12 protein-coding genes are annotated in these 15,421 nt (G+C 44.9%); 2 read left to right on the plus strand and 10 right to left on the minus strand.

From position 1 onward, the window contains the following. Positions 1–99 precede the first annotated feature (99 nt). From M2444_RS14385 to M2444_RS14395, 3 genes are read right to left on the minus strand one after another with little or no spacing between them, the layout of a single operon-like run. Positions 100–1,152: a HAMP domain-containing sensor histidine kinase gene (locus M2444_RS14385; protein ID WP_094874786.1), complete on the minus strand. Its 1,053-nt coding sequence runs from the start codon at positions 1,150–1,152 to the stop codon at positions 100–102. Then, positions 1,139–1,825, minus strand: a complete 687-nt coding sequence (locus tag M2444_RS14390) for a response regulator transcription factor (RefSeq protein ID WP_094874785.1) — start codon at positions 1,823–1,825, stop codon at positions 1,139–1,141. Before M2444_RS14390 ends, M2444_RS14385 begins: the two co-directional genes overlap by 14 nt. Beyond that, complete coding sequence (locus M2444_RS14395; RefSeq protein WP_094874784.1) at positions 1,755–3,611, minus strand: ABC transporter ATP-binding protein; 1,857 nt, start codon at positions 3,609–3,611, stop codon at positions 1,755–1,757. The genes M2444_RS14390 and M2444_RS14395 overlap by 71 nt, the downstream gene beginning before the upstream one ends. A gap of 369 nt (positions 3,612–3,980) precedes the next feature. On the opposite strand from M2444_RS14395, the gene M2444_RS14400 reads away from it, so the two are divergent. Then, positions 3,981–5,213 carry an MFS transporter gene (locus tag M2444_RS14400; protein WP_373455852.1) on the plus strand — a complete coding sequence of 411 codons (1,233 nt, stop codon included), beginning with the start codon at positions 3,981–3,983 and terminating at the stop codon, positions 5,211–5,213. Between the two features lie 180 nt (positions 5,214–5,393). Here M2444_RS14400 and M2444_RS14405 read toward each other — a convergent pair whose 3' ends face one another. After that, positions 5,394–7,100: a glutamine--tRNA ligase/YqeY domain fusion protein gene (locus M2444_RS14405; protein ID WP_094872105.1), complete on the minus strand. Its 1,707-nt coding sequence runs from the start codon at positions 7,098–7,100 to the stop codon at positions 5,394–5,396. A gap of 230 nt (positions 7,101–7,330) precedes the next feature. Here M2444_RS14405 and M2444_RS14410 point away from each other — a divergent pair, with 230 nt between their 5' ends. Next, positions 7,331–7,879, plus strand: a complete 549-nt coding sequence (locus M2444_RS14410; protein WP_094872103.1) for a GNAT family N-acetyltransferase — start codon at positions 7,331–7,333, stop codon at positions 7,877–7,879. Positions 7,880–7,973: 94 nt separating this feature from the next. Here the strand turns inward: M2444_RS14410 and M2444_RS14415 are convergent, their stop codons facing one another. The 6 genes from M2444_RS14415 to M2444_RS14440 all read right to left on the minus strand — a co-directional run bounded on the left by M2444_RS14415 (position 7,974) and on the right by M2444_RS14440 (position 15,288). After that, positions 7,974–8,618, minus strand: coding sequence for an MOSC domain-containing protein (locus tag M2444_RS14415; RefSeq protein ID WP_094872102.1), 645 nt, complete (start codon positions 8,616–8,618; stop codon positions 7,974–7,976). Continuing rightward, a complete protein-coding gene (locus M2444_RS14420; RefSeq protein ID WP_280787303.1) occupies positions 8,599–9,129 on the minus strand; it encodes a GNAT family N-acetyltransferase in 531 nt (176 codons plus the stop codon). The genes M2444_RS14415 and M2444_RS14420 overlap by 20 nt, the downstream gene beginning before the upstream one ends. A gap of 70 nt (positions 9,130–9,199) precedes the next feature. Continuing rightward, positions 9,200–10,420: an MFS transporter gene (locus M2444_RS14425; RefSeq protein ID WP_094872099.1), complete on the minus strand. Its 1,221-nt coding sequence runs from the start codon at positions 10,418–10,420 to the stop codon at positions 9,200–9,202. Between the two features lie 433 nt (positions 10,421–10,853). Beyond that, a complete protein-coding gene (locus tag M2444_RS14430) occupies positions 10,854–11,681 on the minus strand; it encodes a formate/nitrite transporter family protein (protein WP_094877329.1) in 828 nt (275 codons plus the stop codon). A 272-nt stretch (positions 11,682–11,953) separates the two neighbouring features. Next, positions 11,954–13,318, minus strand: coding sequence for an FAD-dependent oxidoreductase (locus M2444_RS14435; RefSeq protein WP_094877330.1), 1,365 nt, complete (start codon positions 13,316–13,318; stop codon positions 11,954–11,956). A 335-nt stretch (positions 13,319–13,653) separates the two neighbouring features. Next, a complete protein-coding gene (locus M2444_RS14440) occupies positions 13,654–15,288 on the minus strand; it encodes a formate--tetrahydrofolate ligase (RefSeq protein ID WP_094877331.1) in 1,635 nt (544 codons plus the stop codon). Between the last annotated feature and the right edge of the window lie 133 nt (positions 15,289–15,421).

Consider the following 15,421-nt stretch of genomic DNA (forward strand, 5'->3'; position numbering starts at 1 on the left):
TTAACCCTCCGATGACTTTTTAATTTTCTATTATTCTATATTTAGAATAGTAGAAGATTGTAAAGACATGTCGGAAGTTGTTACATGTTTGTGTAAACCTTATTTTATTCGAACTGGCAGGCTTACCGTGAACGCCGTTCCTTCCCCAGGACGACTAGCTACAGTTACCCTTCCTTCATGCAGCTCAACGATTTTTTTAACCAATGATAGACCCAGTCCGCTGCCGCCACCGCTTGCAGTTCTAGCTTTGTCCGCCTTATAAAAACGCTCGAAGATCCGAGGCAAATCTTCCTCCGAGATACCAATCCCGCTATCTTGAATCTCTACCTCTACCCGTTCATCCACCATACGAAGCCTAATATGAATACAACCGCTCTGTGGAGTAAATTTGATGCTGTTATGCAGGAGATTGGTCCAAACCTGCCTCATCAAATCTTTAACCGCATTGATGTTTACTTCTTCCAATTCGGCCTCTACCTCTATATTTTTCTCCAGCCATTGGGGCTCGGAAGCCAGAATGGTATCACGAAGCTGCTTATCCAGACGGTAAACCTGATTTTCAAACGGGAAATTGCCCGATTCAAGCGCGGACAGCTTCAATAAATTATCACTGAGCCCAGATACACGGGTACTCTCAGCCACAATAATATTAAGATAATGCCTTCTACTCTCCACACTTACAGTCTCATCCTGAAGTGCAAGAGCAAACCCCCGAATCGAGGTTAGCGGAGACTGGATTTCATGCGATACATTGGAGATAAAATCCTGACGCATAGTCTCCATCTGGCTCAGCTCGCTGGCCATTACGTTGATACTCTCTACAATTTCACCGAATTCCCTGTAGTCCTTTTTATTATCCAGTACCACATCGAAATCACCCTTAGCAATACGCCCTAAACCTTCGATGATCGAGTTATAGAAAACACGTTCCCAGCCCCGAAAAAACTTTGAGGTTAATAATGCCATCAGGAACAAGATTACAATACCGACCATCACACTGATTAATTGAACAACATACTCCGAGGAGGGACGCCCAACCCTGCTATATATCCAGTTCATCAGGAAATAAGCTGCACTCCAGCTAATCCCAACGCCACCAAAATACACAAAAGTCATCCCAATCCGCTTAAGAATCTCCTTAAACTGATTCATACTCAGCCTCCAGCCGATACCCTAGTCCGCGGATCGTACGAATAACGAAACCATAGTTATCCTGATTGAACCGTTCACGCAAACGATTGATATGCACATCGAGCGTCCGCTCATTCCCTTCAAAATCATAACCCCAAATTTCTTCGATCAGCCTGTCTCTTGTTAATGTTTGCCCCGGATAGCTGCCCAGCTTAAACAACAGCTCAAATTCCTTAAGCGGCAAGGTGATTTCCCCATACTCTGAGGAGACCTCGTAGGTTTTACGATTCATACGCAAGCGGCCTACGGTCACACTTTGCGCGGCCGAAATCTGATATCGTTTAAGCAGCGCTTTTACTCTCGCAATAAGTACAACCGGCTCAAATGGCTTGACCAGATAATCATCACTACCCAGCTCAAAGCCTTTTACAATTTGTGAGGTTTCCCCTTTGGCTGTCAGCATTAAAATCGGGAAATCATAGTTGTGGCGCATCCGCCGGCATAGCTCCCAGCCGTCCATGTTGGGCATCATTACATCAATAATAGCTAAATCTATGTTATTACCTTCCAGAATCTGAAGAGCCTCCAGTCCATCGGATGCTCCATAGATCTCATCCATTCCTTCAGCTCTCAGAAATACTTCTACCAATTCGCGGATGTGCGGATCGTCGTCCACTACTAGTATTTTTGTCATACAGCACTGGAGCCTCCTCTTTAATGTCCTGAATCTCGGGGTTATTCATCTGTAGCTGCTGGGTGGCAAATTCACGATATAATTCATGGTTTTCCAGTAGCTCCTCATGACTTCCCATTCCGGTAATTTGACCCTTTTCCATAAAAATAATCTGCTCTGCATTTACAACTGTAGCCAAACGGTGCGCTATTACAATCGTAGTCCGACCCTCCATCAAATTGGACAGTGCCTTCTGCACCACGGCTTCCGATTGGCTATCCAGACTGGAAGTGGCTTCATCAAGCATAAGAATCTTCGGGTTCCGCAGCAGTGCTCTAGCAATAGCAATCCGTTGCCGCTGTCCACCAGACAGCTTCACGCCTCTTTCGCCGACATCCGTATTATAGCCTTCAGGAAGTGCATCAATAAAGCCATCTGCATAAGCCATTGCTGCTGCTGCGTGCATCTCCTCCCTGCTAACGTCACGATCCAATCCGTAGGTTAAATTCTCAGCAATCGTACCTGAAAGCAGTGGACTTTCCTGCGAGACATACCCTATAAGCTTCCGCCACGAACGCAGTGAGAATGTAGATACTGGCTTGTCACCCAGCTTAATCAGGCCTGACTGAGGCTCGTAAAAACGTTCTAGCAAGGAGAACAACGTGGTCTTACCGCCTCCACTCGGTCCGACAATAGCCGTCACCTGACCAGGAAGCATCTGGAAACTTACATCATTCAATACCTTCTCACCATTTTTATATCCAAAGCTTAATCCCTCTACTGAGATCGGACCTTCTTCGCCATTTGCCTCTTCCTGTCCTTCATATACTTCCTCTTCTGCTGCCAAGGTCTCAATAATACGCTCAGAGGCACCCTTAGCTTTCTGAATCTGTGTGAAGAACGTAGTCAGTTGAGTAAGTGGCATAATAATCTGAATAAGATAAAGAATAAAGGCGACTAGTTCTCCAGCCGTCAAGACGCCGGAAGATACCTGCATCCCACCATAACCGATAATGACCACAAGCAGCATCATAAAAACAAAGGAAACAAGTGGACTGATCATCGCGCTAATCTTGCCTTCACGAATACCAAAAGAAAGCAGGTTCATAATTCCAGCCTTGCCTGCCTCGTACTCTTTTTTCTCTGCGCCTGAGGATTTGACCAGACGGATCTCAGATAAAACACCACTAAGTGTAGCAGTAAAAGAAGCTGTCTCGTCCTGCATACCCTTCGAGATTTTGTACATCTGCCGCCCAAGTGGTACTAGTATCAGCGCAGAAAGTGGAAGAACAGTGAATAGAACAAGTGTCATTTTCCAATTTAAAAATAGTAGAACTGAGATCGAACCTACAATGGAAATCACTCCGGTAAATAAGCTGGCTAGATGTTCAGAAATTAGCGTTTTGATAATCCCTGTATCATTCGTCATGCGGCTGACACTTTCTCCCGTTCGGTTGTCATTATAATAAGCCACAGGCAGAACTAGAAATTTACGCCACAGTCGGTCCCGCAGACCTGCAACCATCTTCTGACCTGCATAATTGAGCAGATAGATAGAGATCCCTCCCGCAATGGTCTGCGCAATAAATGCAGCTGCTATACCCGCAATTTGCAGCTTGCTCACGGAGGCCAGAGAAAAGCCATCCACCAAGTTCTTAGTGAACATCGGGATGACCAGACTGACCAATGTCGATATCATGCTTAACGCAATGGCTATAGCCAATAAGCCGTATGAAGGCTTGGTTTCTCTTAATAACGTCAAGAATGGCTTCAGCGCCATCTTTCGCTTGGATTCGGATTTCTTCATGACAATGACTCCCCTTTTCTTAATAGCTCTACGAAAAAAGCATAGTAATATCTTTCTCGCCTTACACCCATCCTATCTGCAGATTGTAAACTGAAGTTAAACGCGCCGATCAGACAATAATGCCTTGTCAGTTCTCATTCTGCGGGAATAGTCACAGGCCAAAATAACGCCCGTTACACTTAGCGTTTGTACCTTCTACGCACGCATTCACGCATTTTTTGTCGCTTAGCGTCTCAAACATAAATAAAACCCAAAATAATGAAAAAAAGTAAAAAAGGGTGTTTGTATCCCTTTTCAACACGTGTTACAGTGATAGAAGGGCCTACTATTGGCCACTCTACTCCATGCAAGATATTTAGTGAGAAAGGAGTGAACCATTTGCGAAAAGGCGTTATTCCATCTTCTATCACGTCTTTAAAATGGTTCAATTTTTTTGTATATGGAACCATGGTCCTCTTCACCAGCTTCTTTCAACTATACCTGCTGGATGTAGGGATGAACAAATTAGAGATTGGTGTCTTATTCTCTATGGGAGCGCTAGTATCCATATTTGCAAATCCATTTTGGGCGTTCTTAACAGACCGTTCTCAGAATATACGGCGTATCGTTTTGCTAATGTTATTCGGAACGTTAGTGTGCTCACAGTTTATGTTTCGAGCAAATACATATGAGACGATCTACAACGCCATTATTTTGTTCTATTTCTTCCAAGGACCACTATTTGCTCAAAGCAACACGATGATTCTCAGCTATATTGATGGAACTAATCAGCGCTTCCGTTCTTTCCGGCTTTGGGGTTCAATAGGGTGGGCACTGATTGCGATTGTCGCCGGCTTTATCCTGGATTGGGCTGATGTATCCATCTTGACCTATCTGCTTACAGCGTTACTAGGTGCATCAATCCTTTCCGTTCTTGTATTACCTAAAATAAACCATACCATTATGAGAGCTCCGATGCCGTATAAGGGCTTAGGTAAGTTGATTTTCAATCCTTTTTTCTTGTGTTTTTTAGTGTTTGGTATTCTGGTATCCATACCAAACACTATGAACACTACATTTATATCCTTGTATATTACGGATCTGGGCGGTTCTAAAAAAATGATTGGTCTTGCCGTATTCCTCTCCTCCATTTTGGAGGTAGGCGTATTCGTTCTCTGTGACCGGTTCCTGAAACGTAAAATTTCTGTTCTGCTCGGCTGGCTTGCATTGGTCAGTGGTTTGTTCGTTCTGCGTTGGTGGTTTATGGCTGATGCGACTACTGCCCTTCAAGTGGTGTTCATTCAAATTTTACACTGCATAACGTTCGGCGGCTTTTTCTATGTAGGCACCCAATTGACGATGCTCCTGATTCCACGTCCTTATCGCTCTTCCGGACAAGCACTCTACACCCTAAGCTGGAGTGGGATATCCGGTTTCATTGGAGGTATTCTCGGAGGTTGGATGTATCAGTATCTGGGTGCACAAAGCATGTATCAGACAGGTGTATTCTTGACGCTTATTGGAACGCTTGGCTTTGGTTTCATGTGGCTCTTTGTTAGCCGCGGCGGGTATCGTCCCCCTTCAGAGGAAGATGAAGAGATCTTCGACATTGAAGCATTATAATCAAGTATAAACGCCTTCGGCGTCCTTATAAGGACGGTAAGCGTTTAAGCGAGAAATATAAGACATGAAGTATAGGTGCAAAACTTATACTTTCTTATATTTTCAACAAAAAGCAGGCTCAAACGTACCTATTCGGGACGTTTGAGCCTGCTTTGTTGTTACCTTAATTAAATTATCTGTTTAGCCTTGTTTAGGAGGCTGAAATGAACTCTTCAGTGAAACGATAAGATTGAATACAAGATGTCCAGGCGCCGAATATTTGCTATCCACATTAAAATAGCCATGACGGAAGAACTGGAATTTATCCTGAGCCACGCTATCCTTAAGCGCAGGTTCAACAAACCCTTGCAGGATTTCAATGGACTTAGGATTTAGCTGATCTAAGAAACTAGGCTCCGATTTCTCTACCGAGGAATCCAAACCTTCAACCTCCACAGCTTCATCCGCTTCTTCAGCAGAAATCAGAGGCTCATATAGACGGAATTCCGCAGGAACCGCTTGGCTAGCTTCAACCCAGTGCAACGTACCCTTTACCTTGCGGCCTGTAAACCCGCTTCCACTCTTCGTTTCTGGATCATACGTACAATGCAGCTCCACTACCTCGCCATTCTCATCCTTAATAACATCATTACATTTAATGAAATAAGCATGCTTCAGACGTACTTCATTGCCAGGGAACAACCGGAAATATTTGTTCGGCGGATTCTCCATAAAGTCATCACGTTCCACATAAATTTCACGCGAGAATGGAATTTGGCGTACACCCATTTCTTCATTCTCTGTATTATTCTCCGCTTCAAGCCATTCCGTTTGACCTTCTGGATAGTTGGTAATTACAACCTTAAGCGGTCGTAACACAGCCATAGTACGCGGTACAGTTAGCTTAAGATCCTCACGAATAAAGTGCTCCAGCATTTGCAGGTCCACCAGACCCTGACTCTTGGAGATCCCTGCTTCATATACGAATTTACGAATCGCTTCCGGTGTATATCCTCTGCGGCGCAGACCAGAAATCGTAGGCATCCGTGGATCATCCCAACCGTCTACATGTCCTTCGTCTACAAGCAGCTTCAGCTTACGCTTACTAGTCATCGTTTGAGCCAGATTCAGACGACCAAATTCATATTGATGAGGGACAGCTGGCATCTCACATTCAGCTACAACCCAGTCGTAGAATGGACGTTGATCTTCGAATTCAAGTGAGCAAAGGGAGTGGGTAACCCCCTCAATAGCATCTTCTAACGGATGAGCGAAGGTATACATTGGATAGATACACCATTTATCGCCTGTGTTATGGTGATGTGCATGTGTAATCCGATAAATGACAGGATCACGCAGGTTAATATTCGGTGACGCCATATCGATCTTGGCGCGAAGAACCTTCTCACCGTCCTTGAATTCGCCTGCACGCATACGCCGGAACAGATCCAAATTCTCTTCGATGCTACGATCGCGATGCGGACTATTCTTTCCTGGTTCCGTCAGCGTTCCACGCAATTGACGAATTTCATCCGCACTGAGGTCATCGACATAGGCTTTGCCCTTTGTAATTAATAATTCGGCACGTTTGTACATTTCCTCAAAATAATCAGATGCAAAACGCAGCTCTTCCCATTCATAACCGAGCCACTTTACATCTTCCTGAATGGAGTTTACATACTCCATATCCTCTTTGGCCGGATTCGTGTCGTCAAATCTTAGATTAGTCTTACCACCGAACTCGTCCGCCAGTGTAAAGTTAATCCAGATCGCCTTGGCATGTCCGATATGTAAATAACCGTTCGGCTCCGGCGGAAAGCGTGTGACAACTTCCTTTACTTTACCTGTACGGAGGTCTTCGGTAATAACATTTTTAATAAAATTGGAGGGGGTAGTACGGTTCTCCACAGCTATCAACCTTTCATTTTGTAGTGTTACACTACTTCTTGTATAAACATGTTTCCTACTAATATACCCGTTAACTCTAGATTGTTCAATAAAAGGGGGCACAAGGTCAGGATCATTTTTTAGCGTCTTTAGACCTTTTGACTTCTCTGCGGGCGATAGAGTAGCATGATAATCATAAGAAATAATCCATAATCATACATAAGGCCTTGTGCCGAAAAGGAGGCAACCGCTTGTTTAATTATGTCATCGATGAAGAGCTGATGTTAAAGCCGCTCCTGCCTGAGCATGCTAGGCACATATTCGCGTTAGTGGAGCGCTCGCGGGAACGGCTTAGGCAATGGCTTCCTTGGGTGGACGCCGTTACGGAACAGGATCACAGCCTTAATTTCATCAAAAATGCTACAAAACAAGGCACCGAAAATGGCGGCTTCACCGCCGGGCTTTGGATTCGCGGCGAGCTGGCTGGCATCATTGGGTATCATCAAATTGACTGGCATAACCGCTCCGTAGGGATTGGTTATTGGCTAGGTGAAGGTTATGAAGGCAAAGGTTATATGACCAGCGCCTGTCGCGTCCTAGTGGACTATGCACTATTGGAAATGGAGCTGCAACGTGTAGAAATTCGCTGCGCGACCGGAAATGTTTCCAGCCGGGCGATCCCGGAACGACTTGGTTTTGTTCTTGAGGGTGTGATTAGACAGGCAGAGAAACTGCCTGATGGCTACGTCAACCATGCCGTATACGGTTTATTGCGTAGTGAATGGCAGCTGCTCGGCTAAGTTAGGCTAAGCCATGCAACACACATAAGCTCATAAATCAAAATAAACCTGGAAGGCATACGCCTCCAGGCTTATTTTGATTTGTAGATAGTGTTTAGCTCTCCGGCAGACCCAGCTGTTTTCGAAACTTGTTCCGAACTACGGCGGAGAGAGTTCCTAGCTCCGCAAGAACTGCCAGTGCAGCTTCCTCTTGCAGCCCTACTTGCATTAAATGTAGTACATGCGCCACGGACGCACCGCCAGCTCCACTTTCTTTTTTGACAATAGCATCTCCGGTTGAAATCTTTCCTTCACGAAGCACACGCAAGTAAAATCCGCTATATCTAGTGTCCAGCACTTGAGCCGGGAGATCTGCGGGGCCATGCTTTTGTGAGATTTTGAAGCAAGGATAACGCGGCTGACTGACCTGTAGCACAGTGGTACCTATTTCGTACACATCGCCAATGCACACGTCTGTCTCTAATAAGCCTGACGTTGTTATATTTTCTCCAAAGGCAGAGTAATCCAGTTTCTTCCCAAGCTGCCGCTGCCAGTAGGGATAATGCTCGATGGGATAGGCACAAACTGCCTTATCAGGGCCCCCGTGATGTTTCAGGTCCGCCTGACCATCTCCAACAAAACCATTGGCATGTAGCTGAACTGATCCTTCTACAGGCATTTTATAAATTCCAGTCTCCAAAGGTTTCCCCCGATAATCCACTGTTACCGGCCGCCCCACATTAAGCGAGATGATCTCCATATCCTTCTCCTCCTGCCAGCATACAGCACATAAATATTTCATCCACATATCGACCGCCAAGATAAAACTCCTCCCGCAGACGTCCCTCTTCCACAAACCCGCATTTACGATAAAAAGAAAGCGCTGATTCATTACAGGATAATACGCGTAGACGCAACTTACGAATGGCATTATCTGCGGCATGTTCCTTAATAGCCTCTATGAGCTGCCGGCCAATACCTAAACGTTGATAATCCGGATGAACAGCAATATTGACCTCGCACACATGCCTGTTACTCTCCATTCGACTAGAGCAGCCAAACCCAACATATCCGCATAGCTTGTCATCCTTTAGCGCTACTAGCTGCGAACCCGGGGGAGCATTCAGTAGGTAATCCTCTTGGGAACGCCAGATTAATGGCCCCGGGCTAGTGTCCTCCGTCCAGATCATATGATCCAGATGAATCAGTTCCCGCACGTCTTTAATTTCTGAGAACCTTATTATAAACCTGTCCCTGTTGCTAAGTTTCATAAAGATGTACACCCCTTGCCTTGCACCTCTATAGAATTCACAGTAGATCATTTGAATCCACTATGCTCAACTATCCTATTGACCGCTCCAATGAATTTCCTCGGCGGTTGATATACGCATGAACGATAAAGAATCCTACGGACAGCAGTGCCATCGCACATGCCAACCATGCGGTAGGCGCTAGACCTCCACTGTCGTATAATCTACCCATTAAGTATGGCCCAATCACCCTACCGACTGCCCCCATTCCTCCACTTAGACCTAGATAGAAAGGAGCACTGCGACCTGCATGATCTGAAATAAAGGAAGGCATGGCCGGAGATATCAGCATTTCCCCAAGTGTAGCGAGTACCATCCCAAGCACTAAACCTGAATAAGTCGGCATCCATAAAAGAACTGCATACCCTCCTAAATAAAATAGAGCACTTACTGTCATTTGCGCCGTTGAGGTAGATGCGAACCAACGTTTAATTACTGTTACTAGCGGCTGAGCCGCAAAAATGAGAATTCCGTTAAGCGTCCAGAGAAAACCATAAGTCTTCTTAGGCCAGCCCTCAGAAATAATGAAAGGAGATACTCCTGTATTCCAGATAGAGTTACCTAGCAGTAAGAACATCGAGGCAATACCCATATAAAAATAAATTCGTGTGTGCCCCATTAGCTTCCAGGTGGATTGTTTGTCAGGACCAGCCTTCTGATGTTCTGCGACCTCCTGCGAAGAATCTCCTCCGACTTTCTTGAGATATACAAAAAAGAATACCGCAAATACCGCAGAAGTTACGCCGTTCATCACAAAGCTGAGCATATAAGAAATATCGGCCAAAAAACCACTTAACGCCGTACCCAGTGCTACACCAATATTATTGGCGACATAAATAACATTAAACAGCTCTCCGCGCTGCTTCGTAAAACGAAAGCCGATAAATGCCTGAATCGCAGGTAATGACAGTGAATTAAAGAGCCCTACCAGTCCCATCGCGACCATAAATAACGTCCAGTTGTTACTTGCTGCCGGCAAAGTGAACAGTGCAAGTGCATTCATGCCCAGCGCTCCAACAATCAGCCGGTTAACGCCTACCTTATGATAGAGTGAGCCTCCGAGTAGTTGACCCACAATCCCTCCAACCGATTGAATAAGAATCACTAATCCAGCATCCGACATGCTGCGTCCAAGCTCATCAAAAACATACATCGTAACCAGTGGCCACATCAGTGCACTACCCGTTGCATTAATAAGGCTAGCAATTAAAAATATCTTAACTTCTTTAGGATAATTCTGTAAAAACTTCATAAGTAGTGTACATCCCCTGTAATATATGTGTCATTATTCCATCCAGTATTATCCCAAAACAGGGTTCAGGGCAAGCAGACGCATTGACGTGCTATCGTGATAAAGTATTAGTATACTTCACTTCTTATTTAGGGCTAACTTCTACCGTCGCTGAGAAAAAAGCGGCACCGTTCACGTCCGCTGTCCGCCCTATTTTTATTATCTATTTATATTTTATAGTTGCCGCTGTCGTCCGTAAAGTAGACTGAACGATAATGAAGTGTTTCGTTATTACAAAGCCGGGGTAATAGAGCCTAGAAACACTCCCCCTTTTAAAATTCGCCGTGCATCCGATTTCGTTCCCCCGAGCTCGGATACATCACGGCGGATTTTATTTGTCTATACAGCAAAAAGCACCCCTCGACTATTCTAAGGAGTGCTCTATAAGATAGGTTTAGGCGTGTTTCTTTACACCGCTGCCGGACATGCTGTCCACGGACTGAATGGATGCAGGCTCTTTACGCAGGTAAGCCATCCAATAAGCTGCCGCAACAAAGATTGCACCACCCGTCAAGTTGCCTAGCCATACCGGAACAAAATTGTTAAAGTACTCTCCCCATGAAAAATAACCTTCAAAAATAGCTGCGGGAATTAAGAACATGTTGGCTACAACGTGCTGGAAGCCGATAGCTACAAAAGCCATCGTCGGGAACCAGATGCCGAGGATTTTGCCACTGAAGTTATCTGCTCCATAGGAGAGCCATACAGCCAAAGCTACGAGCCAGTTACAACCTATACCAGAAACAAATGCCGGAAAGAAGTCTGCTTCAAGCTTATGTCCTGCCATCTCCACTAATTTTTCCAAATACACACCGTCAGAGGTTAAACCAACCACGTGACCGAAAAAGTAAGCTACAAACAAAGCTCCCGCCAGATTGCTTAGGGTAATCAATACGAGATTCTTAACAACCTCCCAGAAGGATATCTTCTTAGCCATAAAAGCAAGTGGCACAGCCATCATATTGCCTGTCAGTAGTTCTCCCCCTGCAAGCAGTACTAGAATCAACCCAACAGGGAAGACAGCTGCTCCAATAAAGTTAGCGATGGATCCCCATTCATGTGGTGCGCCAGCAATAACGCGAATATCCAGTAAAAATCCGAGCGCGATAAACGCTCCTCCCAGAAAGCCCAGAATTAGTACGGTGCTTAAAGGATTATGCGCCTTTTTTATGCCGTTCTCGACCGTGACTGCGGCAATCTGCTGCGGTTTATTATAAGCCATGATTCCTATCCCCTTCATCTATTTACTTAAAATTTGTTCCTTTACGACCATTGTAGCGTGTCATAAAACACATTAACGTGATAATTATCACTTAATGAAAAACTAAGTGAAACTTTTCACTGACATGTCAAATTTAACGAAGCGCATCCATAATTACATTTATAAGAATAAGCTCCATATTATTTTAAAGGTAAATAGTACCAGCTTCAATCACAAAAAACCGGAGCCATATATGGCTCCGGTTTACCCTTTATTGTTCACAGGCAATTAAATTATACGGTTACTGCCTCTTTGCTTGGTACTGATGCTGGTAGCGATTCGAGGCCAACTGTATTCAGGAAGTTCCAAGGCTTGTTGTAATGAGGTTGGAAGAAGAAATCGATAAAGGCAAGCTGATCGATTGTCATTTTATTTTGAATACATACAGACACTGTGTTGATTGATTGCGTCAAATCCGTCTTGGACAAGATTTGCGCTCCGAGAATGCGGCGTGTGGCGCGATCAAATACCACTTTTAATTGCACCTGCTCGAAGGTTGGCATAAATTCTGGACGGTAGTTGTCAATAATCATGGTAGTTTCTACATCCATCCCTTCAGCCTTAGCCCCTTCTTCAGTAAGACCTGTAGCAGCGATATTATCTTCATAAATTTTAATGCCCGAAGTCCCTTGAGTGCCCATATAAGGAATCGTCTCTGTCACTAAGTTACGTGCAACCAATGTGCCCATCCGTACTGCATTGGTTGCCAGTGGAATATAAGCGTGCTTACCTGTAGGGTTGTAATGAATCGCACAGCTGTCACCAGCGGCATACACATCTGGGCAACTGGTCTGCATATAATCATTGACCAGAATTGCGCCATTTGGCAGCATATCCACTTGACCTTTTAACAGCTCAGTATTTGGACGGAAGCCGATGCAGAGAATTACAAGATCCGTCTCATGCTCCCCTCCACTTGTGATAACCTTGGTAACTTTACCACCTTCACCAGCAAAAGAACTTACCTTCTCATTCAGCGCTAATTTAATACCATGGTCCTTAAAGGATTGTTCGATCGGCGCAGTAAACTCTGGGTCTAAATATTTATTCAAAATACGATCCTCACCATCAATAAGCGTAACTTGCTTTCCGTTCATTTGGAAGGCTTCCACCAACTCAACGCCGATATATCCAGCACCTACAACTGTGATTTTATTTGCTTGTTTAGCTTTTTCTATAATGGTATTGGAATGGTCATAGTTCTTGCAAAGTAAGACACCTTCCAGCTCAATCCCTTCGAGCTTCGGCACAATAGGCCAAGATCCCGTAGTCATAATCAGCTTATCGTAGGTATCGTCAAACTCCTGTCCGGTTGCCAAATTGCGAACACGCAATGTTTTGGACTTCGTATCCACAACAGTCACTTCATGACGCATGTTGGTCTTTACACCAAGCTCAGCAAGCTTCTCAGGGGAAGAATAGAATAGCCCGTGTGGGTCCTTGACCACTCCACCTACATATAAAGCAATTCCACAGGATAAGAAAGAAATATTATCATTACGCTCATACACCGTAATCTCGGCTTCCGGGTGAAGCTTAGCAGTATTTACAATTGCGGCAGTTCCGGCATGGGTACATCCAATGACAGCTACTTTCATTATTTTCTTCCTCCTTCAAATGGACAACCTGGTTATATATTCGAATTGCTTGACTGACCAAATTAGATATCTGATCACCGATGAGTTAATTGTGATTTATTTCACTTTATAAACTGATTATATTGTGATATTTATCACATTACAAGTCTTTTCGCCTATATTCTCAGATTGTTCACAATTTTAAGCATTTTCCGTCACTGCTGCCGATTGCGACCTCGTTAGCTTTGCCATGGGCGTAGAACATTATGTTCTGCCCCCTCAGGATATACTTTCTTATAACGCGCAAAAAAGGCTTCCCCCTAAACCACAGGGAAAAGCCTGATCATAAAATAAATCTACACCAAACCGTGAATTACGCCATCCTCATCCATCCATAGTGCCTCAGCAGCAGGCTTAGCCGGTAGACCTGGCATCGTAACAATATTGCCCGTAATCACTACAGCAAACCCTGCACCGAGCGAAAGGGTAATATCACGGATACCTACCGTGAATCCTTCTGGAGCGCCAAGAAGTCTAGGCTGATCTGAGAAGGAATAAGGGGTCTTCGCCATACATACTTGAAGATTATTTAACCCAAGGCGCTCAATCACCGCTAGACTGCGTTTAGCCGCAGGGGAAAAGTTAACCTCCGCACCACGGTAAATTTCACGAACAATCTTGGTGATTTTGGAAGAGATGTTGAGTTCATTCTCATACAGAGGAGCAAAACGTTCAGTATCTCTCTGGTCCAGAAGTTTCTTTAGTTCCGAAGCCAACTCTTGTCCGCCCGCACTACCTTCTGCCCACACCTTGGATATTGCCGCAGGAACGTTCAATCGTCGACAAGCTTCCACAACGTCATTAATCTCTTCTGGGCTATCCCCTTCAAAATGATTAATAGCAACAAGAACAGGTACTCCAAATTTGCCGAGGTTCTCTACATGGCGCTCCAAATTAGACAATCCAGAGCGCAGCGCCGTCCGGTTCTCGGTTTGGAGCTCATTCTTAGGTACACCACCGTTATATTTCAAGGATTTCACCGTCACGACAAGCACTGCCGCTGAAGGGGTTAGACCCGCTTGCCGGCATTTGATATCCATGAATTTCTCTGCACCAAGATCCGCTCCGAAGCCTGCTTCTGTAACAACAACATCTCCCAGCTTGAGTGCATATCGAGTACCGATAACACTACTGCAGCCATGGGCGATATTCGCAAATGGACCACCGTGTACAATAACAGGAGTGCCCTCCAGGGTCTGCACCAGATTAGGCTTAACTGCTTCCTTCAGCAGCGCTGTCATCGCTTCAACTGCCCCTATTTGCTCGGCCGTTACAGGCTGTCCTTCTTGGTCATATCCAATCAAAATACGGTTCAGACGCTTTTTGAGATCACTCAGATTATCACATAGGCATAATACAGCCATAATCTCAGAAGCTGTTGTAATCTGAAATCCACTTTCCCGCACAGCTCCATTTCCATCTCCGAGTCCTGTCACGATATTCCGCAGACTACGATCATTCATATCCATCACGCGTTTCCAAACGATACGCTGCGGATCAAGACCCAGCTCATTACCTTGGAAGATATGATTGTCAATCATCGCAGACAATAAGTTATGTGCAGAAGTCACCGCATGAATATCACCCGTAAAGTGCAAATTAATCTCATCTGCCGGAATGATCTGTGACTTGCCGCCGCCCGTGGCACCACCTTTCATGCCTAAGCATGGTCCGAGGGATGGTTCACGCAAGGCAGCCACTGTTTTTACTCCTGCTGCGTTCAATGCCTGTGCCAGCCCAATGGTTGTTAAGGTCTTCCCTTCGCCCGCAGGGGTTGGATTCACCGCAGTGACCAATACCAGCTTGCCATCTGGTTTGTTCTTCATGTCTTCCCATAAGGACGGTGATAGTTTACTTTTATATTTGCCGTATAGTTCCAGATGCTCTTCGTCAATTCCCGCTTGTGCTGCTACCTCTGTAATTAACTTCATGCTCGTATTGAACCCTCCTGCCGTTATTATCCTGCTGTATTCCACGCTTTATGCATATTTTGCATGGGCATTACATTCTCTTCAAAGGATACATGGTCTCTGTAAAGCGTCAAGTATAATTTATCACAACAAA

Origin of the sequence: Paenibacillus sp. PastF-3, from assembly GCF_029893135.1 — a bacterium.
GTDB lineage: Bacteria > Bacillota > Bacilli > Paenibacillales > Paenibacillaceae > Paenibacillus_AQ > Paenibacillus_AQ nitricinens.

What these genes read in the sequence shown, in the direction of transcription:
- M2444_RS14390 (WP_094874785.1), bottom strand. Translation starts at nt 1,825, where the DNA reads ATGACAAAAATACTAGTAGTGGACGACGATCCGCACATCCGCGAATTG.
- M2444_RS14425 (WP_094872099.1), bottom strand. Translation starts at nt 10,420, where the DNA reads ATGAAGTTTTTACAGAATTATCCTAAAGAAGTTAAGATATTTTTAATT.
- M2444_RS14395 (WP_094874784.1), bottom strand. Translation starts at nt 3,611, where the DNA reads ATGAAGAAATCCGAATCCAAGCGAAAGATGGCGCTGAAGCCATTCTTG.
- M2444_RS14415 (WP_094872102.1), bottom strand. Translation starts at nt 8,618, where the DNA reads ATGGAGATCATCTCGCTTAATGTGGGGCGGCCGGTAACAGTGGATTAT.
- M2444_RS14435 (WP_094877330.1), bottom strand. Translation starts at nt 13,318, where the DNA reads ATGAAAGTAGCTGTCATTGGATGTACCCATGCCGGAACTGCCGCAATT.
- M2444_RS14385 (WP_094874786.1), bottom strand. Translation starts at nt 1,152, where the DNA reads ATGAATCAGTTTAAGGAGATTCTTAAGCGGATTGGGATGACTTTTGTG.
- M2444_RS14420 (WP_280787303.1), bottom strand. Translation starts at nt 9,129, where the DNA reads ATGAAACTTAGCAACAGGGACAGGTTTATAATAAGGTTCTCAGAAATT.
- M2444_RS14440 (WP_094877331.1), bottom strand. Translation starts at nt 15,288, where the DNA reads ATGAAGTTAATTACAGAGGTAGCAGCACAAGCGGGAATTGACGAAGAG.
- M2444_RS14430 (WP_094877329.1), bottom strand. Translation starts at nt 11,681, where the DNA reads ATGGCTTATAATAAACCGCAGCAGATTGCCGCAGTCACGGTCGAGAAC.